The organism is Hydrotalea flava, from assembly GCF_001623405.1.
In the GTDB taxonomy this organism is placed as follows: domain Bacteria; phylum Bacteroidota; class Bacteroidia; order Chitinophagales; family Chitinophagaceae; genus Hydrotalea; species Hydrotalea flava.
Genome location: NZ_LUHG01000045.1, coordinates 82,546 through 103,133, shown reverse-complemented (window position 1 = coordinate 103,133; position 20,588 = coordinate 82,546). Strand labels below are relative to the sequence as shown.

The window sequence follows — 20,588 nt, the reverse complement described above, 5'->3', positions numbered from 1 at the left end:
ATTTGCAAGTGCCGCAAAAAAAACACCTCGAAAAGAGGTGTTAGTGGTTATAAATTAATGGCTATTTAATTTTTACAATTTTTCTGGCCGCATTTGGGGGAATAATAAAACATCTTGTATAGAAGGCTGGTTGGTCATTAACATACACAACCTGTCAATACCAATTCCTATACCCGAAGTAGGTGGCATACCATATTCTAATGCACGTAAAAAATCATAATCAATATACATGGCTTCTTCATCGCCGCGTTGCATTAATTGCAGTTGCTCTTCAAAGCGTTCCCGCTGATCGATCGGATCGTTTAATTCGCTGTAAGCATTGGCAATTTCTTTTCCGTTCACCATCAATTCAAAACGTTCAACCAAACCGGCTTTACTGCGATGCTTTTTAGTAAGCGGGCTCATTTCAACCGGATAATCAATAATAAAAGCAGGTTGTATGTATTTGTGTTCGCTGGTAGCACCAAAAATTTCATCAATTAATTTTCCTTTGCCAATATTACCGGGCACATCAATATGCAGTTGCTGACAAACTGCACGCAGGCCGGCTTCCTCCATTTGGCTAATATCAATACCTGTATTTTCCTGAATGGCTTCAAAAATACTGATGCGTTTATAAGGCGCTTTGAAATTAATGATTGTTTCACCCACCTGCACTTCAGTGGTACCATGCAAAGCCAATGCAATTTTTTCCATGAGTTGTTCGGTTGTTTCCATCATCCAGAAATAATCTTTATAAGCAGTATACCATTCCAATACTGTAAACTCAGGATTGTGTGTTCTGTCCATCCCTTCATTTCTGAAGTTTCGGCTAAACTCATACACCCAATCGAATCCGCCAACAATTAATCTTTTTAAATATAATTCGTTTGCAATTCTTAAATACAATGGAATATCCAATGCATTGTGATGGGTAATGAAGGGCTTTGCAGCTGCACCACCGGGAATTGGCTGTAATACCGGCGTATCTACTTCCAATGCACCCTTTTCATTTAAAAATGTGCGGATGGTATTGATGAGTTGCGTACGCTGCACAAAATTTTCTTTTACAGAAGGATTAATGATTAAATCAACATACCGCTGGCGATACCTGAATTCCGGATCGGTTACTTCATCATACACATTCCCTTCATCATCGCGCTTTACAACCGGAAGTGGTTTTAATGATTTGGTAAGTAGTGTAATGGTTTGTGTATGTAATGAGGTTTCACCGGTTTTTGTTATGAACACAAAACCGGTTGCACCAATAATATCACCAAGGTCTAAACCATGTTTAATTACAGCATCCCAAAAGCTTTTGTCTTCACCAGGGCAAATATCATCGCGCTTTACATACAACTGAAAAATACCTTTGCTATCCTGAATTTTTATAAAGAAAACTTTTCCTTTATCGTTGATGCTCATGATTCGGCCGGCCACACAAACGTTTTGAAAATTATCTTTATTTTCCTCACTGAAGTTGACTTTAATATCAGATGAATAATGTGTAACGGGGTATAAGGCTGCAGGATAAGGTTCTATACCTGCTGCTTTTAATTTTGCTAATTTTTCTCTGCGAATTAGCTCTTGTTCACTCAGTTGTACACTCATAACTTAGAAAATTAATGGCTGCAAAGATAAGTGCAAAGCAGCTATGCCATTCGCAGCGTTGCATTACTTTTTATTCAACCAGCACTTGTTTCAATGAAATCGTGTTTCAAAGGAAATAAATCTTTACAAATGCTATTCACAAAAAAATGAGTGTTGGTAGCAGGCACCAATACAAACCATTGTTTATGGATACATTAAACAGTTCGTGTGCTCCTTAATTTATCTGCTGCAAAAAAAGCCTCGATGTCTGTATCATGTAATATTCGCATTTCTCCCGGCAATAAGCCATCCAATGTTAAATGTCCAATTCTGTAGCGAATGAGCCGTAGGGTAGGAAATCCAACAGCAGCCGTCATTTTACGCACCTGTCTGTTTTTGCCTTCTTTCAAAATTATTTTAATCCAGGGTGCCGGAATATTTTTTCGAAATCGTATGGGCGGAAAACGATCGGGCACCTGTGGTGCAGTTACAAACAGTTCAGCCTTGCAGGGTAAAGTTTGATATTTCTTGCCATTTGCCTGAATGTTTACACTATTTTGTAATTGAAAGATTGCGTCAGGTGTAATAGCGCCATCTACTTGTACCCAATATTCACGTTCATGTGCAAATGCAGGATCTAATAATTTCTTATTGATGCTGCTATCGTTGGTGAGCAGCAATAAGCCTTCACTATCAAAATCTAAACGACCAACAGGATATACATTATCAGGAACCGAAAAAAAATCTTTCAAACATTTTTTATCATTCGTTGCTGTAAACTGCGATAATGCCTGAAATGGTTTATAAATAATGAAATATTGATGAACAGTGTGTTTCATACAATTTGTAAAAGTTGTTTTTTAATGCAGCAATTGTAATGTACATCCAATTTTTTATGTTTGAAGTTGCACTATTTTTTTTGAATGGATGGTGTTGATTTTCTATTACAATAAAAATCCCGCAGAAGCGGGACTTTATATATGGATGGGTTAGTAAGTACGGGAATACAATTCCCACCACAATATTATAAAGAGTTTTTTCCAATACAAAAAAATTTGCAAACTATTTTATTCACATCTTTTAAAAAAATGTGAATAGCGGAGTACAGATCTTCAAAATTTTTGTTCTAAAAACTATAGCGCACTACTTTCAATTGTTTGCATTTAACTTTTTACAAATAGCTGTAATATTGATGAACAGTGCATTTCAAAAGAAACTGTTTTATAAATTTTGAATAACAAATTAAAAAACCGAAGCGTTTTTACATAAAAAAAACACAACGTTCACATTTGTTCTGCAACAAAAAAAATTTATAACAGCAAGCAGATTTAACTTTGCATTTTACACCCATAAATAGAATTATGAAATTTCCTACACCTGTAACCTTAACCTGGATGGCAACATTGATTGATGCTGAAGTTGTTGGCAATGCTGCTGTAACCCCCACCGGTATAAATGAAATTCATAAAGTTGAACAAGGTGATATTGTATTTGTAGATCATCCAAAATATTATGACACTTGTTTACAAAGTGCTGCCAGTGTTATAATTATTAATAGCACAGCAGTTCAAATACCGGAAGGAAAAGCATTATTGTATACAGCTGATCCGTTTGAAGCGTACTTAAAAATTGTAGATTATTTTAAACCATTTACACCTTCAGAAAAAGCAATTAGTAGTTCAGCAAAAATTGGAGCAGGCAGTGTGGTAATGCCCAATTGTTATATTGGCAATCATGTTGTAATTGGTAAAAACACCATCATACATCCCAATGTTACCATTGGTGATGACTGTATTATTGGAGATCATGTTGTAATACAATCAGGCACCGTAATTGGCAGCGATGCTTTTTATTATAATACAAAAAAAAACAGACCTGTATGGTTTAAGCGCATGAAAAGTTGCGGGCATGTTGTAATTGAAGATTATGTGGAAATAGGCGCAGGTTGTACCATTGACAGAGGTGTAACTTCTGAAACGAGAATTGGCCGGGGTTCTATTTTAGACAATCAGGTACATATTGGGCATGATACCCTTGTGGGCAAAAATTGTTTGTTTGCTGCACAAGTAGGAATTGCAGGCGCTGTAGTAATTGAAGATGGGGTTACTTTATGGGGGCAGGTAGGTGTAAGCAAAACTTTAACCATTGGCGAAAATGCTGTTGTACTGGCACAAGGCGGAGTACCGAGCGATTTAGAAGGTAATAAAGTGTATTGGGGTACCCCCACACAGGAGGCCGCAGTTAAAAGAAGAGAATTGGTTTGGATAAAAAGAATTCCGGAGTTATGGAAAAAAGTAATGGATACACCATCATAATCCATACTTAGCTTTTAACTCACCACATATTCTTTCAATGGCTGCATCAATGGGTGTGTATTCAAAATTTACAGCATAGGTAAGAAAGCGGAGATTATCGTATGTAACTTTTGTTAATGCAGTTTTAGCCGTTTCTTTTGTAATCAGCGGTTCTTGTTTCGTAAAAAATGCTTTTGCTGCTTCTATTCGCCAAACTATTTCTGCTAAAAAAGGAGTTACTTTTCTATGTGGTGGTTTTACAGCAAAGTGATGGGCAATGCTTGTTAAAATTTCTTTGTAACTTTTATTTTCACTACTAATAATAAAACGTTCTTTGTTGCAAGTACCACGCATGCAAATGAGCATGGACCTTACTACATCTTTTACATCTACAAAACCGCTGGTGCCCTCTGTATACCAGGAATAACCATGGTATACTTTTTTAAATAATTCTGTAGAGCCGGTATTCCAATCACCTGCCCCCAATATCATAGAAGGATTTAAAATTACGGCATTCAATCCTTCGCCGATTCCGCGCCATACCTCCATTTCGCCTAAGTATTTTGTTCTGCCATATTCACTGTTACTGGTGGCCATGCTCCATTTCATTCTTTCAGAAACCGGTCTGCCTTCCCGCATTCTACCCAGCGCAGCTACTGAACTAACATGAATTAATTTTTTTATGTTTTTTTCTAAGCAAACATTCACCACATTAGCGGTACCTTCTACATTTACTTTGTACAACAACTTTTTCTTAGCCGGATTAAAAGAAACAAGTCCTGCACAATGGTAAACCTGTTCCACATTTTCCATGACAGCAGATAACGCTTCCACATCTAATATATCGCACTTTACCCATTCTAATTTATTGGCCAGATGAGGGGGTATGTTGTTGTGATAGATTGCTTTTACGGAAAAATCTCTTCGCAGTAACTCCTCAATTAAATGAGTGCCCAATAAACCTGAACCTCCGGTTACTAAAATCATAGCAGTTTTTATTAATTACAATTTAAACACAATTGAACGAACCGGGAAAGTACAAAAAATTTATTTCCCCCAATAAATTTCAGAAAGAATAATTGATAATAAAGTTAAAGAGCGAAAGATTTGCCTTGTTAAACACATATTTTGGGTTATTGTAGGTATCGCCATATCCTTTTTTGCAGGTGTACAAAACCCAGCATCAAACCCTGCTAATTGCTTATTGAACTGATACTTCAGGTCAAGATTCAATTGGCCGTAAGATGGCATGCCATATTTATTCATGGCAGTATTTTTTACATTGGGTAGGGCAAAATATCCCAATTGGCCTTTCAGCAACAATTGTTTAGCCATTGTATTCCATTTTACATTCCACATCACAGCATTCAAATTGCCGTTGCCTTCATTTCTTTCGCGATACATAAAAGTATAAAAGGGCTCAATACCCCATTCTTGGGGATTGAGAAAACAACCATTATCTGTAATACGGGTATAATTCAAAGTGGTTTCTCATCGTTTATTTTTCAATCCCACTCTCCCTGAAAAAACATAGGCTACATTGCCTTTCAGCATATAGGTTTTATCTTGATTTTGGTTACCACCATCATGAATGGACTGTTGGGTAATGAAGCGAATACCGGTAAAGAAAACAGGCTTTTGCTGAATTGTTTCAGGCATGTAGTTGAATTCGGCAAGCAAAGTGTTGAATATATTTTCAACAAACTGCTCCCAAAGTTTAATACTTACATTTTTATTGAAATGATGCGTAATGCCGAATAAACCAATACCGGCTCCGGAAAGATTACCCCGGTAATTACCTGCTGTTCCATCTGGATTAATGCCTTGTGCATACCAACCTATTGAATTGGGAACAGAAAACCATTGTATGGTGCTGCGCGGCGAAATGTTGTATAACCAGCCCCCTTCCCAAATTGTTTTGTTAGGGTTATATTTCAAATACATGCCATCTTCAAAAGTTGGCCGCATTCTTCCATCCTGCGGATTGATGAAAAGAGTTTGCAACAATTATTTACCAAGGGTAGCCTGAAAATTTTTTAAGGTGTATTTCAAATAAAAATATTCCAGCTTATACAAATTGTTATTCTGTGCCGGATTTTGAATATTGAATAATCCAATTTCATAACGATTGGGGGAGCCAGTAATAGAATCGGCTTTTGCAAGATTGGATGAATCCAGATTAAAAGTATAACCCCCCCCAACCCAAATTGAAAATGATGGAATGGCGCCGTTTGATATTTAATACCGCCTCCAAAAGCATTGGCATAATAATCAGATAGATTGCCTTCGTTAATGGCCGACATAAAAAAGTAGCGGAAGCGGCTTTCAAATGTACCGGATCGAAAAATATTCAAAAGCGTTGTAAGTATCTTTTAGAGTATGCTTTTTAGAGGTATCATCTTTACTAAATGTTATCTCTGTACTTTGCGACTGTAATGAAAAGAAACTTAACTGTAACAACAACAGTATTAGTATTGAATAAATATTTTTTTGCATAATGAACAGGTAGCCATCTAACTGATACTACTTTTAGAATCCGGCTTTAATATAGCTCCAGCCCTCCTGTTGCCGAATAACCAATTCAGCTATGCCTGCAGGAACTGTTTGAATGCCGGGAATAAGTTGCTGCACCGAAACATGATTAGATCGCAACATATTTTCACACACTTTAATTACAACACCCTGTTCCATTAATTGCAAAATAGCCGCTCGATTAGGATTGTTATCATTCAAACAAAAAGCGCTGCTACCGCCATGGCAAACCATTGCTATTGTGACTTTACCGGGCAAAGCATGCAATAAATTATTTATTTGTCCAATAATACTTTTATACACCCTTGGTTCATCAGAAGTTAATTGAATAATAGCTTTGTAAGGTTTCATACCAAATAAATTTGCAAATGTTATTCCTAAACGGTATACCATTTACGTAATGTTGAGAGATTATTTATCTAAGCCATCTAACCTTTGCTGGAGCTGCTGCAATTGCTGCTCTATCTGCATTAATTTATGAATGATAAGAATGTGTGTATGTACCGCATCAATACCTACCACACTATCTTTACTGGTAATGGACTGTTTAATTTTTTCGTAAGCAGCCATATCAATATTGTTAATATTTATTTCCATACAGTAATTTTTATTGTTTAAATACGCACTGAATACTTGTTTTAATGCGTTTGAATACACTGTTTTTTGGAGCGGGCGGATAGCCAAGTTTTGTTAATTGTTGTTCAATTACATCGGTTTGTAAACCAATGCCGGTAATGGTAACCATGCCGGTTGCCTGATTCACAGAAACATGTTGCACGCCCGGCATGGAGCCAATATTTTTTTCGATGGCAGCTACACAGCCGCCACATTTTATGTTCTGTACCTGAATATCAGCAGAGGTTAACATACCAATTTATTTTAAAGCACTCAAATTAATTCAACATGAGTACTGTTTAAGGTTGCACTTTAGTTGGCTTTGCCGAACGCTTTTGAAACATTCCAAAAACAAGCGCACCCAACATGGCAAAATACAGCGTACTATTTATCGGTTTTGAGGTAATTAAGCAGGTGCCGGTTGCACAACCTACAAAGTAATAGTACAAATAGCCTGCAACACCACCGGTAATTGCACCGGCTATGTATAATTTATTTTTGATGATCCACTTCTTCATAAGTAACTTCTTCTGTTGCTGCCTGATGATTGATTGTTTTGCGTTGATAAGCGTTGGTACTGCAGCCACCAACACCGCAACAGCCTACATTCGCCAAAGCCATGTACGCTACTATTCCCCCAAATATACCCAGTAACCAATCGTGCGACAAAAAGGCCTGCGTAATGGCAAAACCTGCAATAGCAAGACGTATAATCCGCATCAGGTTCCAGCCGTATTTCAATTGCTCTAACATTTTTTTAAATTTAAAATGTATTTATAATTTTTTCTCCAACATAAACCAGGCACCGCCATTGTACACTTCAATACCGGCAGCAGATAACACAGATTTAGCCATGCCGCTTCTGGCGCCACTACGGCAGCAGGTAATTACCGGCTTATTTTTTTTCTTCAGTTCGGCTGTTTTTAATTTGATTTGATCAACCGGAATATTAATAGCCCCGCGAATATGGCCTGTTTTAAATTCGGCAGGTGTTCTAACATCAATAATAATCGCACCACGGTTTTGTAATTCCTGATAATCCACTTTTTTGCCTGAAAATAATTTTTTAAGAAATGAAAGCATAACTGATTTTTTAGTTTAACATAAATTGCATATCAGCCAATCCACCACCGTTGTATACTTCGTTGATTCCGGATTGTTTTAAAATTGACATGGCCATACCACTGCGGGCACCACTTCTGCAATATACCACAATTGGTTTGGGTAGCTTTTTAAACTCTTCCAATCTGTTCTGAACTTCATCTAATGGAATGTTGATAGCCCCGGGTACATGGCCACTTTGAAACTCCATTACCGTGCGTACATCTACAATACTTGTTGCTGAATTGTTTACGATTTCGTTTAATGTTGACATATGTTTTATTTTTCCGTATTCATTTGGTTTTATAATAAAGTACTTGGGCATACATAATCGGTAACAGGAAACTTACCGCTTTCTTTAATAGCAGTAAAGCCGCCTTTTACATCAATTAAATTATCGAAACCCCTTGCCCGCAGAATAGAATTAAAAATCATGGAGCGGTAACCACCGGCACAATGCACATAGTAGGTTTTATTTTTATCAATTTGGCTCATGCTTTCATTTATAAAATCGAGCGGTGCATTTTCGGCATCTACTACATGTTCGCTTAAATATTCACTGTTTTTGCGTACATCTAAAATAGAAACTTCTTCTTGTTCCATTTTTTGAGCCAGTTCTTCCGGTGTTATAGATAGAATGGTATCTACTTCTTTACCTGCTTCTTTCCAAGCCTGAAAACCACCTTTCAGGTAACCAATGGTATAATCATAACCCACCCGGGCCAATCGGGTAATTACTTCTTCCTCTCTACCTTCATCTGTTACCAATAAAATTTCCTGTTTAATATCGGGAATCATAGCACCCACCCAGGGTGCAAAATTGCCATCAATACCAATATTAATGGAATTGGGAATAAAGCCCTGTACAAATACCTGCGGATCTCTGGTGTCTAAAATAATGGCACCGGTTTCATTGGCTGCTGCTTCAAAAGCATTGGGTGAAAAAGCATGTTGACCCCGTTCCAACACTTTATCAATACTTTCATAGCCTTGAATATTCAACATTACATTTAATGGAAAATAGGCAGGTGGTGGAACCAATCCGTTTGTTACTTCTTTAATAAATTCAGCCTCCGTCATATCTGCACGCAGTGCATAATTGATTTGTTTTTGATGACCGAGTGTATCGGTGGTTTCTTTGCTCATGTTTTTACCACAGGCGCTGCCGGCTCCATGTGCAGGGTAAACAATTACATCATCGGGCAACGTCATTATTTTATTACGAAGCGAATGAAACAAATGAGCCGCTAATTTATCCTGTGTTAAATCGGCTACTACTTTTTGTGCCAGATCAGGACGGCCCACATCGCCAATAAATAAAGTATCGCCACTAAATAACGCAGTAGGCTTGCCGTTTTCATCTTTTAACAAATAACAGGTACTTTCCATGGTATGTCCGGGTGTATGCAATACCTGAATGGTTACTTTACCCACTTTTAATTCTTCACCATCTTTTGCTGCATAAAAATCAAATGCCGGTTTAGCATTTGGGCCATACACAATGGGAGCACCTGTTTTTTTAGATAAATCAAGATGCCCGGATACAAAATCGGCATGAAAATGCGTTTCTAACACATATTTTATGGTAGCACCATTTCTTTCTGCTTTTTGAATATAGGGTTCTACCTCACGAAGCGGATCAATAATCACCGCTTCGCCATCACTTTCAATATAATATGCACCCTGCGCTAAGCAACCGGTATAAATTTGTTCAACTACCATAAGCAAAATTTTAAAAAATTAAAATTAATGAAACGATTCAGGATGAACAGTGACTCAAATCACACAAACCATACTTTACTAATGTAACCACAATTCCCTGGCAATAATATAAATACCCATCATCAATACAAACCAGCCAAAACCTTTTTTTAATTTATCACCATGAATTTTTTTACCCAGCCATCCGCCAACAAAAATACCACCTATTGCAATCAGGGTAACAATTCCCAATAATTTCCAGTCCATTTTAAAATGACCTAAATCGCCTGTAAAGCCAATCAGGGAATTGAGTGCAATGATGAACAAAGAAGTGCCCACTGCTTCCTTCATGGATAATCCTACTAATAGTACTAAAGTGGGGATCAATAAAAATCCGCCGCCTGCACCCAATAATCCTGTAATAAATCCGATGCCGATACCATATACCAATAGTTTAGGAATATTGATTTTTTTATCAGGCACCACATCTGTTGTTTCTTTTTTATTACCATTCCGCATCATCGATAAAGAAGCTACCACCATCAAAATAGCAAACAACACCATTGTCATAATGTTTTCCGTAATGACAAAAGAACCAATAGTAGCAATATTTTTAGGGATAGAAGGGATAAAAAATTTTCTTGTTAAAAAAACGGTTGCAATAGAAGATATTCCAAACAATAAACCTGTTTTAATACTCACCAAACCTCTTCTGTAACTGTTATAGGCGCCCACCAAACTGGTAGAGCCTACCACAAATAAAGAATAGGATGTAGCCAAAAGCGGATTTACACTAAATAAATATACCATAACCGGCACCGTTAATATAGAGCCGCCACCACCTATTAAACCCAGTGATATACCAATTAAAGCCGATGCTAAATAACCAAAAAAAAGCTGCATGGATTGAAATTTATTTTGTAAAAATGGCCTTTATTAGTGCATTGTACGGTGACATGAATCACAGATATAAAAGCAGGTTAAACATTAACAAAATTTATATTAAAGTAATAAAACATTCAAATTTTAAGTTTTTCATGTTTTAGAATTAGCCAATTAATAAAGAGCCTGCATAGAAAAAAGTTCGCAGGCTCTTACTTGGGGGTTACAAAATTTATTATGCTGTTCCCGGTAATATTTTGTTCCAATATAACCAAGGCAAGATTTTCGTTTTCAATATCCACATACTCCAACGCTCCTTACTCTGATCAAATGGGAATGTTTCCATAGGCTGATTGTTGTAATCAAATTCAGCCAATACCAGTTTGCCATATCCTGTAATCAACGGACAAGAGGTATAACCTGTATAGCGGGCATTTAAAGACTGTCCTTGCATGAGCGACAATAAATTTTGCACTAAAACCGGCGCTTGTTTTCTAATTGCAGCCCCTGTACGTGAGGTAGGTAAACTGGAAGCATCGCCCAGAGAAAAAATATTGGCATAACGTATATGTTGTAAGGTATTTTTATCAACATCAACCCACCCGGCTGCATTGGCCAAAGGGCTATTGCACACAAAATCGGGTGCACTTTGAGGTGGGGTTATATGTATCATATCAAAATCAACCCAATATTCCTGATCCTTATTATTTTCGCCAAAGCCCATAAATTTCGCTTTTTTGTTGGGGCCATCTATTTCATCTAACCTTACAAAAAACTGTGTTTTTATATTGCCTCGTGCTACCACTTTCTTTAAAGTATTTTCATATTTATCTACCCCAAATAAACGGGTACCGCCGCTCCAATATTCTACCTGCGTTTTATTGAGCAAATCATGTTTTCTGAAATAATCTGTTGCCAGAAACATAATTTTCATGGGCGCGCCACCACATTTTACCGGAGTATTGGGATTGGTAAATAGGGCGTTACCGCCTTTGAAATTTTTGATACACTCCCATGTGTAATTTACCGATTGAAAGCTGTAATTAGAGCAAACCCCATTTTTACCCAATGTTTCAGGCAATCCTTTAATAGCACTCCAGTTAATTTGAATACCGGGTGCCACCACCAAATATTCATAACCCACTTCAGTACCATCATCTAACGATACTTTATTGACGTTGGGTAAAAAGCCGGTTACTTTTTTTTGAATCCAATGTACCGATTTAGGCATTACCGATGCTTCAGAGCGAACGGTATCTGCCACATTAAATGCACCTCCGCCTACTAATGTCCAGGCAGGCTGATAATAATGTTTATCGGCAGCATCTATAATGGCAATATCTAATTGCTTATTCTTAAGCAATAATTTACCGGCTACGGAAATACCTGCATTTCCGCCACCAACAATTACAATTTGATGTTGTACTGGCATAGCAATCTTATTTTAAAATGAAAATAATATACTACAAGATACAAGTATGTGACTAAAATCACATAAAAAATATATTTTATTAGTATATTAACCCTATAGATTAAGTAGAAAAATCAGTTGCTATTTAATAACTATTCTCCTCTAATTTCACTTTGCCCTTAAAAGTCCAGAATACATAACCGGTATAAAGAGCAATGATTGGCACTCCAATGGCTGCAATAATAAGCATAATGGTGAGTGATCGGGGAGAAGATGCCGCATTATGCACTGTTAATGAATACAATGGATTGATAGTAGAACGTACAATATTTGGATACAAATTCATGGCAAAAGTAATAAGCAGCAATGCAACGGTTAGTGCAGAAGAAAAGAAACCCACTAAATATTTACCACTTTCTAACAAACGCCTTGTATTAATGGTATTAAATACGGTTACTACCGGCACAGCAATTAAAAAGGGATACCTTTTAATGGTATTGGCCATGTGCGGGTAATACACCAAAGTAACAATGGTTAACAACATATAAAACACTACAAATACCCTGCTGGTATCTTGCACCATTAATGAAAGTTTAGTATACAAACGCTTTTCAGTTTTCATGACTAAATAAATAGAACCATGCATGGCAAATAACGACAAAGTAGTAGCACCCGTTAACAAGGCATACGGATTTAATAATTGCAGAAAAGTACCGGTATATTCAAAATGTTCATTGATGGGCAACCCAATAATTAAATTACCCAACACCACTCCCAATAAAAAACCAATCAGACTGCTGGAAACAGAATACTGAATATCCCATAATTTACGCCACCACAGCATAGGTTCTTTACTTCTAAATTCAATGGAGATAGCCCTTAAAATTAACAATACCAGAAACAACATAAAGGGTATATAAAAAGAAGAGAATATGGTGGCATACACATCCGGAAAACCCGCAAACAAAGCACCACCGCCAATTACCAACCAAACCTCATTACCACCCCAAACGGGGCCAATGGCATTTAAGGCAATCCGCCTGCTTTCTTCTTTTTTAAATAACAAATGTATAGCCCCTGCACCCAGATCGAACCCATCTAAAATGGAATATCCGGTAAATACAGCGCCTACAATGGCAAACCACCAGGTTGACAATTCTATTCCTAAAAAAGTTTCCATATTAATTCATTAAAGGGTTATTACGTTTACTGGCAGAAGGCATAAGATCACTTACATCATTGTCATTTTCTTCTAATCCGTGTTGAATTTTTTTATTCAACAAATAAATAAACAATGCAAACAATAGCAGATATAAAATGGTAAAAAGGATTAAAGAAAACCATACTTCATTTTCTTTTACCGATTTAGATAAAGCATCACTGGTGCGTAACAAACCATACACCACCCAAGGCTGGCGGCCAACTTCGGCAGAATACCAGCCTAACTGATTGGCTATTTCAGGAAGAAAAACGGAGAAAGCAAATACCAGCATCAACAATTTTTTGTGAAACAATTTTTTTCGCCACAATAAAAAAGTTGCATATAAAGTTAATGCAATGAGTAATAAACCAATTGCCACCATAAAATGGTAGGTTTGAAACACAAAGTTTACTGCCGTTGGCCTGTCTTCCGGTTTAAAATAACGAAGCCCTTTTACCGGTGTTGAAAAATTTCCATCTATTAAAAAAGATAATCCACCTGGAATTTTAATACCCGTTACTGATTCATTTTTTGTATTAACATAGCCTAAAAGATACATATCGGCAGCAGCTAAACTATCATAATGCCCTTCAAAAGCAGCTAATTTAGCCGGTTGATTAACGGCCACCCCTTTGGCCGACCTGTCGCCAATAAACAATTGCAGTAAAGCAGATACCGTTGCAATAGCCAATGCAACTTTAAAAGCCTTTTTAGATATTTCTACATATTTGTTTTTGTAAATATAATAAGCATGCACACTCAATACCAAAAACGAACCCGCTAAAAATGACCCCACCCAAACATGCAATAACCGATCAACCGATGAAGGATTGAACACCATGGCCCAGAAGTTGGTAACCTCGGCACGCACCATTAAACCATGCCCTACCAAATGAAAGCCCGCCGGAGTTTGTTGCCAGGAATTAGCCACCACTATCCAAACAGCAGAAAACATGGAACCCAGTGTTACCATTACAGCAGAAAAAAAGTGTACTTTAGGTGATACCTTATTCCAACCAAACAACAGCACACCCAAAAAGCCCGATTCTAATGCAAAGGCAAAAATACCTTCTGCAGCCAAGGCACTACCAAAAATATCGCCAACAAAACGCGAATAGGTAGCCCAATTGGTTCCAAATTCAAATTCCATTACAATACCCGTTGCAACACCGATCCCAAAGATTAATGCAAATATTCTAATCCAGAAACGAGACAGTTTTGCATACAATGGATTTTTTGTTTTTAAAAACAAGCCTTCAAAACCTACAATCACCACACCCAACCCAATACTGAGGGGCGGATAGATATAATGAAAAGCAATAGTAAAAGCAAACTGTATACGGGAAAGCAATTCTAAATCCATAAAATATTTTTTATCTATTTTAATGCTATGCCCAGAAAAATGAAGGGTTTACAATTGGATTCAAAGGTACATGCAATTATAAACTACAATGTGATATTTATTACAATACCCCTTTTTTTATTGCATAAATCTATATGATTTTAATCATAAAAGCAGCTAACAACCGTCATGAATTATGTTTAAAGCCCATTCTAATTTTACAGTAGCAATTGAAACAGAAACACATTAAATAATTGTTATGAAAAAAATTGTAATACTAGGCGCCGGCACAGCAGGCACCATGATGGCCAACCACCTAAAACATGAATTAAAACATGATGAATGGGATATTACCATTATTGATGAACGCAAAGAACACCACTACCAACCCGGCTATTTATTTTTACCTTTTGATATTTATGCTCCGGAAGATATTATTAAATCTATTACCGAGTTTATACCCAAAGGTGTACACTTCATCAATAAACGGATTGAAAAGGTAGTACCCACTTCCAATACCATTCAATTAGCCGATGGAGATACCATTGCCTACGATATTTTAATTATTGCCACCGGTGCCAAAATAGCACCGGAAGAAACCGAAGGCATGAAAGGTACTGAATGGCATCAGTCTGTATTTGACTTTTACACTTTTGAAGGTGCATTGGCTTTACGCAATAAGTTGAGAGACTGGAAAGGTGGCCGCTTAGTAGTACACATTACCGAAATGCCTATTAAATGCCCCGTTGCACCACTCGAATTTTCTTTTTTAGCAGACTCTTATTTTAAACACAAAAACATGCGTGATAAAGTACAAATTACTTTTGTTACGCCATTGAGTGGTGCCTTTACCAAACCCAAAAGTACCGAAGCCTTAGAACACCTGTTACAGGAAAAACACATTGATATTGTTAGTGATTTTGCTATACAGGAAGTAGACAATGCCAACAAAAAAATAATTGATTACAGCGGCAAGGAAGTACCCTTTGACCTGCTGGTGACTGTGCCCACCAATAAAGGCGATGAATTAATGGCACGTTCTGGATTAGGTGATGACCTGAATTATGTACCCACCAACCGCGCCACCCTGCAATCTAAAAATTATGAAAACATTTTTGTAATTGGCGATGCATCAAACATACCGGCATCCAAAGCAGGTTCTGTAGCCCACTTTGAAGCAGAAATACTCACCGAAAATATTCTTCGCTATATGAAAGACGAACCTTTAAAAGAAAAATTTGACGGGCATGCCAACTGCTTTATTGAAACCGGTAACGGCAAGGCATTGCTGATTGATTTTAACTATACCCACGAACCTGTTGAAGGCAGCTTCCCCTTCCCCGGCGTTGGACCATTAAGACTATTAAAAGAAAGCAGAATGAACCACATGGGCAAATTAGCTTTCAGATGGATTTACTGGAACATGCTGCTGAAAGGAACCCACATACCTTTTGTTTCTGCCACTATGCAGGAAGCAGGCAAATACTTTGATTAATTCATTCACCATAAAAAACAAACACAATGGAAACACAATTAGCCAACACAACAGTTGATGTAAACGAAGAAGGTTACTTAACCAATTTTGCACAATGGACTCCCGCCGTTGCAGAAGCCATTGCAAAAGATTTGAATATTACTTTAACCCCCAGGCATTGGGAAGTTATTCAATATTTACAGAATGAATACAAAAACGAAAGTCCGTTAAGTATTCGTAAAATTGGAAAAAGCGGCGTGGTTGACATCAAGGAGTTTTATCAGTTATTTCCCAATGCCCCTTTAAAGGCAGCCACTAAAATTGCCGGTATACCCAAACCTGCCAGTTGTATTTAACCCTTTAAAATGTATTTATTATGAACGAGTTGAATGGTGAAGTAAGAAAGATGATGATTATTCTTTCTAAAGCCACCCTTGAAAATGTGTATGCTGCATTTGTTTTGGCCAATGGTGCCCGTATGGAAGGCATAGAAGCAGAAATGTTTTTTACCTTTTTTGGGTTAGAAGCCATTCACAAAGGCAAATTAGAACATTTACATACTGCCACTGTTGGAAACCCGGCCCTGCACATGCCTACCCTATTAGGCGGATTACCCGGCGTGGAGGCACTTGCCACCAGTATGATGAAAAAGGAAATGGAAAAAATTGACATGCCCGATGTATTAGAGTTTTTGAATATTTTAAAAGCCTCCAGCGTTAAGCTTTGGGCCTGTAAATTAGCCATGGAAATGTTTCATTATAAAAAAGAAGACATGTACGATGATTTAGATGGCGTTATTACCGTTGGCGATTTTTACAAGCAAGGTTCCGGATTAGGAACACATATGCTTTTCGTTTAAATTGGTTGGCAAACCATTGATTGTGGTATTATACGGGTTATTTCTATAACCCGTATTTTTATTGCCCGTATTCCATTTCCTTAACATTCATCAACTATAAAATAGTCAATGCCTATACGTTATCAATATTTACCATTACAAATATCCACCCTTCTTTAAAAAGGCAATCCATTTTTCATAGCCACCACCGGTTTGTGTTAGGTGTAGCCCATCGGCCGTGTATTTAGCATTTAATCTGCCTTGGGCATCTGTAAACAAATCGTGAATATTAATAAAGGGCACCTGCAATGGTTGTATGGCTGCCTTAATTAATTTATTGGCATTTAAAATGTACCTCTGCTTATCATAGTGTTGCGGAAAATTAGGCACATTGGGATTAACAGGCATAATACTTTCAACATAAATTTTGGTATGGGGGCTACCTTCTTTTAATCGTTGTACAATGGTAGCAATGTTGTGTGCAATAACAGCTCCGGGAATATCTTTCCCAATATCATTAATACCAATTAACAGAAATACTTTTGCCGGTTGCATGGCAATAATTTCCGGTAGCCGATGCAGCACACCATAGGTAATATCACCACCAATGCCCCGATTAACCACATTTGAATCGTTTAATAATTGTTGCCAATTTCCCATTTCGGTAATACTATTACCAAGAAAAACAATAGGATTTTTAGGCAGTTTTTGTGTAGCAAACAAAGCCATGCGTTGGGCATAATGCTCAGGCATAAAATTGGCCGTATCAAACAAACGTTGATTGGTTACCTGTGCTATAGTTATAACAGGTAATGTAATAGCAATTAGTAAAAAGTGTAATAGCTTTTTCATATTTCATAATTTTGAATTACCTACTTACTTCATTGTTACATAGCACAAAACCACCTGTTTAAAACAAATTTTTAAAAGGAACTGAAATGCATACCCAACAAAGCAAGGAGGAAAAAAGTAAATGAGATTGGCGTAATTCGCTCTAATAATTTTGCTAAAAATACAACCTCAGAAAGGCGAAAACAAATATTTTTAAATTATATATTTATAATTGGCACCACACCTATCACACAATTAAAAAAAATATATGTGTGTATATAAGTAGCCCATTTTTTTGCTGCAAATGAATAAAAGTGATACCATGATAATTGCTTTTATAATAAGTTAAGTGCAACAAAAAACTGGCTCAATACCCTGCTATATTTAAAAAATTGTATTTAAAAATTCTAATTATCCTTAGCAAATTCACCATAGGCTTCAATGGTTAGCGCATCACTTATTACAGCGGACGGATATTTACTACCCATATTAAAATCGATGCTATTAATAGTACCGTGTAATTTAAAATCGGCATCGTCTTTCTTCATCATAGGTTTTGTAATAGTACTACGATACAACAAATTCATAGCTACCGGTTTGGCAATATCATGCATTGTTAAATTACCGATTAATTTGTATTGGTTATTACCTAGTGGTTGAACTGAAGTGCTTTTGAAAGCAATCAACGGAAATTTCGCTACATCAAAAAAGTTGGAACTTTTCAAATCATTATCACGCATTTCTACCTCGGTATTAATAAAAGCAGCCTTGGCCGTTAAGGTAAATAGAGCAACACAAAAATCAGGTTTGGTAGTCTGAATATTTACATCAAAATTTTCAATAATAAACCTATATCCGATACCATTAAATGGATAACGGTAAAGATTAATTTAGAGTGGGCTTTTGTTTATGAAGTTTAGCATATTTACCGGGCTTTATTCGTCTATAGCTGACTACTACTGATAGTAGCAAATGTTTTATTATTCCGCCCCCTTTTACAATGTTGTACATTTACCTTATTCCTATTTAATTACAATATGCCTTTCTAGGATTATCGGGTGCACCACATCGAAATAAATATTTGCTTTGTGGATATAATGCAATAGGATCGTCCGTTACTACTAATGGAGATAATGCTTGTCCATTATAACTTGGCATAGTTATTTGTTCTACTGAACCATTTCCTAATGCTGTATTTTTTGCCGTTGCATTTCCATTAAAACTATAATCCATCAATGCATCAAGCAATCTATAAATTCCATAATAATCATAAGCATCATAAGAAGTTCGTGTATTCGGCAAATCATGGTCAGCAGTATATGTAAAATTTGGTAAAACTGATTTTTTTATTAAGATAAAATCTTTTTCAGAGTTTGGGATATTGATATTTTTAAAGATATCAATCGCAAGTCGATGGTCGTTTATAACATCATCATCATATACTTGTGTAATTAATTTTGTGTTTGCTGGAAAATTTTGTAACTCGGATTGTGTAATTTGATATGAATACCATTGTGCCATTACAAAAATAAAACGCCCATTTTTTCCCCAACCTTCATCCATAAATCCCTTATGAGCCAATGCAAATGAAGCTCCACCCCCAAATGAATGTCCCATAAAACCAACTCTTGTTGTATCAATTATATTAGGATAATTGGTTACAGCTTTTTTGAAACTTTCCCATAATGTATTATATCTTTCATCAATTGTTACACCTGTTGTTGGATAGGGTGCAAAAACAACAACATATCCCTTTTTTGCTATAAATTCGAACAGACCAATATTATATGCACTTTCTTCGCCCCCAAATGGGTGAGAATAAAATATTGTTGGTTTTGGAGAAGTTATACCTTGTGGATAAAATATTTCAACATTTTTACCGCTATACAATGGACTTGGGAAAGTAACTTTTGCAACTGTATAATTACCATCTGAGCCATATCCTGAAAGTGGTCGTGAAATTGGACCTGCTAAATCATCATCTGTATAGGTAGGGGATTGATTTTTTGAGCAAGAAACTAATAGAAAAAGTAACAACGAAATAAACAATGCTAAAGGCTTCATTCTTAAATATTTAAAATTGATTAAAAGTAGACAAATTATACTGCTAATGGTTTAATCGAATTTAATTTTTTTAAGGACTATCTAATAAACTGTGTAAGTAGAAAATAGTTGGTGTTGCAACCCACTTATTTTTTTACTTTTAAAAACAATAGTTTATGGTTGCTACGGAAAAAGGCGCCGACACGTAAAACCCGATATTTGACTTTATTAGGCAATTCATCTTTTTGTAGGTTCTGACATTTATAAGCTTGCATATTTCATCAATTCTTTTCTGTACCCAAACAACCTTCTTGTCTGCATCACAGATTTTTTGATTACGCAGAAGTCATAGATTTTTTTCCGTGTAATTGTAATCACTTAATCCGTCTAATCTGGAATTCAGACAATTAATTTCCATCATAATATAAGTCGCTTAAAAGTTTGGCTTTTGCTGCCGAAGTTTATCAGTAAGCCTATTGCCAGTTTATACACTTTTAAATAATTTAATGCTTGTGCCAGGTGCACATCTTCAAATTGTATAATGATCTTAAGCTCAACCAACACTTTACCTTCAACCACAAAATCAGCTCTTCAAGTGCCTATTGGTTTTTCTAATTCTTATAAAAAATATCCTGCTCTATCTCCCGTTCAAATTCTAATCCTGCTTTTCGCATTTCATATTTCATACGCCAAAGCCCTTTAATAAATTACTTCCTGAAATCCATTTCACAAAAACTCATGCACTTCAAACGAA

Annotated in this window: 25 protein-coding genes; 4 read left to right on the top strand and 21 right to left on the bottom strand. The window is 36.4% G+C overall.

What is annotated here, in order from left to right; translation table 11 throughout:
* Positions 1-72: 72 nt before the first annotated feature.
* On the bottom strand, positions 73-1,590 hold the full coding sequence (lysS, locus tag A0F92_RS04910; RefSeq protein ID WP_068242280.1) for a lysine--tRNA ligase: 1,518 nt from the start codon (positions 1,588-1,590) through the stop codon (positions 73-75).
* A 194-nt stretch (positions 1,591-1,784) separates the two neighbouring features.
* Entirely contained in the window at positions 1,785-2,408 is a 624-nt protein-coding gene (locus A0F92_RS04905; RefSeq protein WP_068242278.1) for a pseudouridine synthase, read from the bottom strand.
* Between the two features lie 522 nt (positions 2,409-2,930).
* Between A0F92_RS04905 and A0F92_RS04900 the strand changes: the two genes are divergently transcribed.
* A complete protein-coding gene (locus tag A0F92_RS04900; RefSeq protein ID WP_068242276.1) occupies positions 2,931-3,884 on the top strand; it encodes a UDP-3-O-(3-hydroxymyristoyl)glucosamine N-acyltransferase in 954 nt (317 codons plus the stop codon).
* Here A0F92_RS04900 and A0F92_RS04895 read toward each other — a convergent pair.
* The 15 genes from A0F92_RS04895 to A0F92_RS04820 form a co-directional block, all read right to left on the bottom strand.
* Positions 3,879-4,850, bottom strand: a complete 972-nt coding sequence (locus A0F92_RS04895) for an NAD-dependent epimerase/dehydratase family protein (RefSeq protein WP_068242273.1) — start codon at positions 4,848-4,850, stop codon at positions 3,879-3,881. The two genes, A0F92_RS04900 and A0F92_RS04895, sit on opposite strands and share 6 nt — an antisense overlap.
* A gap of 60 nt (positions 4,851-4,910) precedes the next feature.
* Positions 4,911-5,345: a hypothetical protein gene (locus A0F92_RS04890; protein WP_068242271.1), complete on the bottom strand. Its 435-nt coding sequence runs from the start codon at positions 5,343-5,345 to the stop codon at positions 4,911-4,913.
* A gap of 9 nt (positions 5,346-5,354) precedes the next feature.
* Entirely contained in the window at positions 5,355-5,870 is a 516-nt protein-coding gene (locus tag A0F92_RS04885) for a hypothetical protein (RefSeq protein ID WP_167516819.1), read from the bottom strand.
* A 522-nt stretch (positions 5,871-6,392) separates the two neighbouring features.
* Positions 6,393-6,746 (bottom strand): DsrE family protein, encoded by a 354-nt coding sequence (locus tag A0F92_RS04875; RefSeq protein WP_068242408.1) that lies wholly within the window; start codon positions 6,744-6,746, stop codon positions 6,393-6,395.
* A 60-nt stretch (positions 6,747-6,806) separates the two neighbouring features.
* Positions 6,807-6,992, bottom strand: a complete 186-nt coding sequence (locus tag A0F92_RS04870; protein ID WP_068242265.1) for a hypothetical protein — start codon at positions 6,990-6,992, stop codon at positions 6,807-6,809.
* 10 nt (positions 6,993-7,002) lie between these two features.
* Positions 7,003-7,263, bottom strand: a complete 261-nt coding sequence (locus tag A0F92_RS04865; protein ID WP_068242262.1) for a heavy-metal-associated domain-containing protein — start codon at positions 7,261-7,263, stop codon at positions 7,003-7,005.
* A gap of 46 nt (positions 7,264-7,309) precedes the next feature.
* Positions 7,310-7,528 (bottom strand): hypothetical protein, encoded by a 219-nt coding sequence (locus tag A0F92_RS04860; RefSeq protein ID WP_068242261.1) that lies wholly within the window; start codon positions 7,526-7,528, stop codon positions 7,310-7,312.
* A complete protein-coding gene (locus tag A0F92_RS04855; RefSeq protein ID WP_068242259.1) occupies positions 7,503-7,763 on the bottom strand; it encodes a hypothetical protein in 261 nt (86 codons plus the stop codon). The genes A0F92_RS04860 and A0F92_RS04855 overlap by 26 nt, the downstream gene beginning before the upstream one ends.
* A gap of 21 nt (positions 7,764-7,784) precedes the next feature.
* Complete coding sequence (locus A0F92_RS04850; RefSeq protein WP_068242256.1) at positions 7,785-8,093, bottom strand: rhodanese-like domain-containing protein; 309 nt, start codon at positions 8,091-8,093, stop codon at positions 7,785-7,787.
* A 10-nt stretch (positions 8,094-8,103) separates the two neighbouring features.
* Positions 8,104-8,385, bottom strand: coding sequence for a rhodanese-like domain-containing protein (locus tag A0F92_RS04845; RefSeq protein ID WP_068242406.1), 282 nt, complete (start codon positions 8,383-8,385; stop codon positions 8,104-8,106).
* Positions 8,386-8,414: 29 nt separating this feature from the next.
* The gene (locus A0F92_RS04840; RefSeq protein WP_068242254.1) at positions 8,415-9,833 is read right to left on the bottom strand and encodes an MBL fold metallo-hydrolase; all 1,419 of its coding nucleotides are present in this window, start codon (positions 9,831-9,833) and stop codon (positions 8,415-8,417) included.
* Positions 9,834-9,911: 78 nt separating this feature from the next.
* Entirely contained in the window at positions 9,912-10,715 is an 804-nt protein-coding gene (locus tag A0F92_RS04835; protein WP_068242252.1) for a sulfite exporter TauE/SafE family protein, read from the bottom strand.
* 214 nt (positions 10,716-10,929) lie between these two features.
* Positions 10,930-12,126: an NAD(P)/FAD-dependent oxidoreductase gene (locus tag A0F92_RS04830; protein ID WP_068242250.1), complete on the bottom strand. Its 1,197-nt coding sequence runs from the start codon at positions 12,124-12,126 to the stop codon at positions 10,930-10,932.
* Positions 12,127-12,250: 124 nt separating this feature from the next.
* A complete protein-coding gene (gene cydB, locus A0F92_RS04825) occupies positions 12,251-13,285 on the bottom strand; it encodes a cytochrome d ubiquinol oxidase subunit II (RefSeq protein WP_068242249.1) in 1,035 nt (344 codons plus the stop codon).
* 1 nt (position 13,286) lies between these two features.
* Positions 13,287-14,669 (bottom strand): cytochrome ubiquinol oxidase subunit I, encoded by a 1,383-nt coding sequence (locus A0F92_RS04820; protein ID WP_068242247.1) that lies wholly within the window; start codon positions 14,667-14,669, stop codon positions 13,287-13,289.
* 238 nt (positions 14,670-14,907) lie between these two features.
* Between A0F92_RS04820 and sqr the strand changes: the two genes are divergently transcribed.
* Genes sqr through A0F92_RS04805 form a run of 3 tightly spaced genes read left to right on the top strand, consistent with a single transcriptional unit; the run spans position 14,908 to position 16,981 of the window.
* Positions 14,908-16,143 carry a type III sulfide quinone reductase, selenoprotein subtype gene (gene sqr, locus A0F92_RS04815; RefSeq protein WP_068242245.1) on the top strand — a complete coding sequence of 412 codons (1,236 nt, stop codon included), beginning with the start codon at positions 14,908-14,910 and terminating at the stop codon, positions 16,141-16,143.
* 26 nt (positions 16,144-16,169) lie between these two features.
* Positions 16,170-16,478: a TusE/DsrC/DsvC family sulfur relay protein gene (locus tag A0F92_RS04810; protein WP_068242243.1), complete on the top strand. Its 309-nt coding sequence runs from the start codon at positions 16,170-16,172 to the stop codon at positions 16,476-16,478.
* Between the two features lie 20 nt (positions 16,479-16,498).
* Positions 16,499-16,981, top strand: a complete 483-nt coding sequence (locus A0F92_RS04805; RefSeq protein WP_068242241.1) for a DsrE/DsrF/DrsH-like family protein — start codon at positions 16,499-16,501, stop codon at positions 16,979-16,981.
* 135 nt (positions 16,982-17,116) lie between these two features.
* Here A0F92_RS04805 and A0F92_RS04800 read toward each other — a convergent pair whose 3' ends face one another.
* The 4 genes from A0F92_RS04800 to A0F92_RS16035 all read right to left on the bottom strand — a co-directional run bounded on the left by A0F92_RS04800 (position 17,117) and on the right by A0F92_RS16035 (position 20,413).
* Positions 17,117-17,812 carry a GDSL-type esterase/lipase family protein gene (locus tag A0F92_RS04800; protein ID WP_068242239.1) on the bottom strand — a complete coding sequence of 232 codons (696 nt, stop codon included), beginning with the start codon at positions 17,810-17,812 and terminating at the stop codon, positions 17,117-17,119.
* A gap of 386 nt (positions 17,813-18,198) precedes the next feature.
* On the bottom strand, positions 18,199-18,633 hold the full coding sequence (locus tag A0F92_RS04795) for a YceI family protein (protein ID WP_394330965.1): 435 nt from the start codon (positions 18,631-18,633) through the stop codon (positions 18,199-18,201).
* 184 nt (positions 18,634-18,817) lie between these two features.
* On the bottom strand, positions 18,818-19,855 hold the full coding sequence (locus A0F92_RS04790) for an alpha/beta hydrolase (RefSeq protein ID WP_068242236.1): 1,038 nt from the start codon (positions 19,853-19,855) through the stop codon (positions 18,818-18,820).
* A 396-nt stretch (positions 19,856-20,251) separates the two neighbouring features.
* A complete protein-coding gene (locus A0F92_RS16035; RefSeq protein WP_394330964.1) occupies positions 20,252-20,413 on the bottom strand; it encodes a GxxExxY protein in 162 nt (53 codons plus the stop codon).
* Between the last annotated feature and the right edge of the window lie 175 nt (positions 20,414-20,588).

Bases quoted from the DNA above. Each gene is read 5' to 3' on its own strand.
- lysS (WP_068242280.1), bottom strand. From the start codon at position 1,590: ATGAGTGTACAACTGAGTGAACAAGAGCTAATTCGCAGAGAAAAATTA.
- A0F92_RS04905 (WP_068242278.1), bottom strand. From the start codon at position 2,408: ATGAAACACACTGTTCATCAATATTTCATTATTTATAAACCATTTCAG.
- A0F92_RS04900 (WP_068242276.1), top strand. From the start codon at position 2,931: ATGAAATTTCCTACACCTGTAACCTTAACCTGGATGGCAACATTGATT.
- A0F92_RS04895 (WP_068242273.1), bottom strand. From the start codon at position 4,850: ATGATTTTAGTAACCGGAGGTTCAGGTTTATTGGGCACTCATTTAATT.
- A0F92_RS04875 (WP_068242408.1), bottom strand. From the start codon at position 6,746: ATGAAACCTTACAAAGCTATTATTCAATTAACTTCTGATGAACCAAGG.
- A0F92_RS04870 (WP_068242265.1), bottom strand. From the start codon at position 6,992: ATGGAAATAAATATTAACAATATTGATATGGCTGCTTACGAAAAAATT.
- A0F92_RS04865 (WP_068242262.1), bottom strand. From the start codon at position 7,263: ATGTTAACCTCTGCTGATATTCAGGTACAGAACATAAAATGTGGCGGC.
- A0F92_RS04860 (WP_068242261.1), bottom strand. From the start codon at position 7,528: ATGAAGAAGTGGATCATCAAAAATAAATTATACATAGCCGGTGCAATT.
- A0F92_RS04855 (WP_068242259.1), bottom strand. From the start codon at position 7,763: ATGTTAGAGCAATTGAAATACGGCTGGAACCTGATGCGGATTATACGT.
- A0F92_RS04850 (WP_068242256.1), bottom strand. From the start codon at position 8,093: ATGCTTTCATTTCTTAAAAAATTATTTTCAGGCAAAAAAGTGGATTAT.
- A0F92_RS04845 (WP_068242406.1), bottom strand. From the start codon at position 8,385: ATGTCAACATTAAACGAAATCGTAAACAATTCAGCAACAAGTATTGTA.
- A0F92_RS04840 (WP_068242254.1), bottom strand. From the start codon at position 9,833: ATGGTAGTTGAACAAATTTATACCGGTTGCTTAGCGCAGGGTGCATAT.
- A0F92_RS04835 (WP_068242252.1), bottom strand. From the start codon at position 10,715: ATGCAGCTTTTTTTTGGTTATTTAGCATCGGCTTTAATTGGTATATCA.
- A0F92_RS04830 (WP_068242250.1), bottom strand. From the start codon at position 12,126: ATGCCAGTACAACATCAAATTGTAATTGTTGGTGGCGGAAATGCAGGT.
- cydB (WP_068242249.1), bottom strand. From the start codon at position 13,285: ATGGAAACTTTTTTAGGAATAGAATTGTCAACCTGGTGGTTTGCCATT.
- A0F92_RS04820 (WP_068242247.1), bottom strand. From the start codon at position 14,669: ATGGATTTAGAATTGCTTTCCCGTATACAGTTTGCTTTTACTATTGCT.
- sqr (WP_068242245.1), top strand. From the start codon at position 14,908: ATGAAAAAAATTGTAATACTAGGCGCCGGCACAGCAGGCACCATGATG.
- A0F92_RS04810 (WP_068242243.1), top strand. From the start codon at position 16,170: ATGGAAACACAATTAGCCAACACAACAGTTGATGTAAACGAAGAAGGT.
- A0F92_RS04805 (WP_068242241.1), top strand. From the start codon at position 16,499: ATGAACGAGTTGAATGGTGAAGTAAGAAAGATGATGATTATTCTTTCT.
- A0F92_RS04800 (WP_068242239.1), bottom strand. From the start codon at position 17,812: ATGAAAAAGCTATTACACTTTTTACTAATTGCTATTACATTACCTGTT.
- A0F92_RS04790 (WP_068242236.1), bottom strand. From the start codon at position 19,855: ATGAAGCCTTTAGCATTGTTTATTTCGTTGTTACTTTTTCTATTAGTT.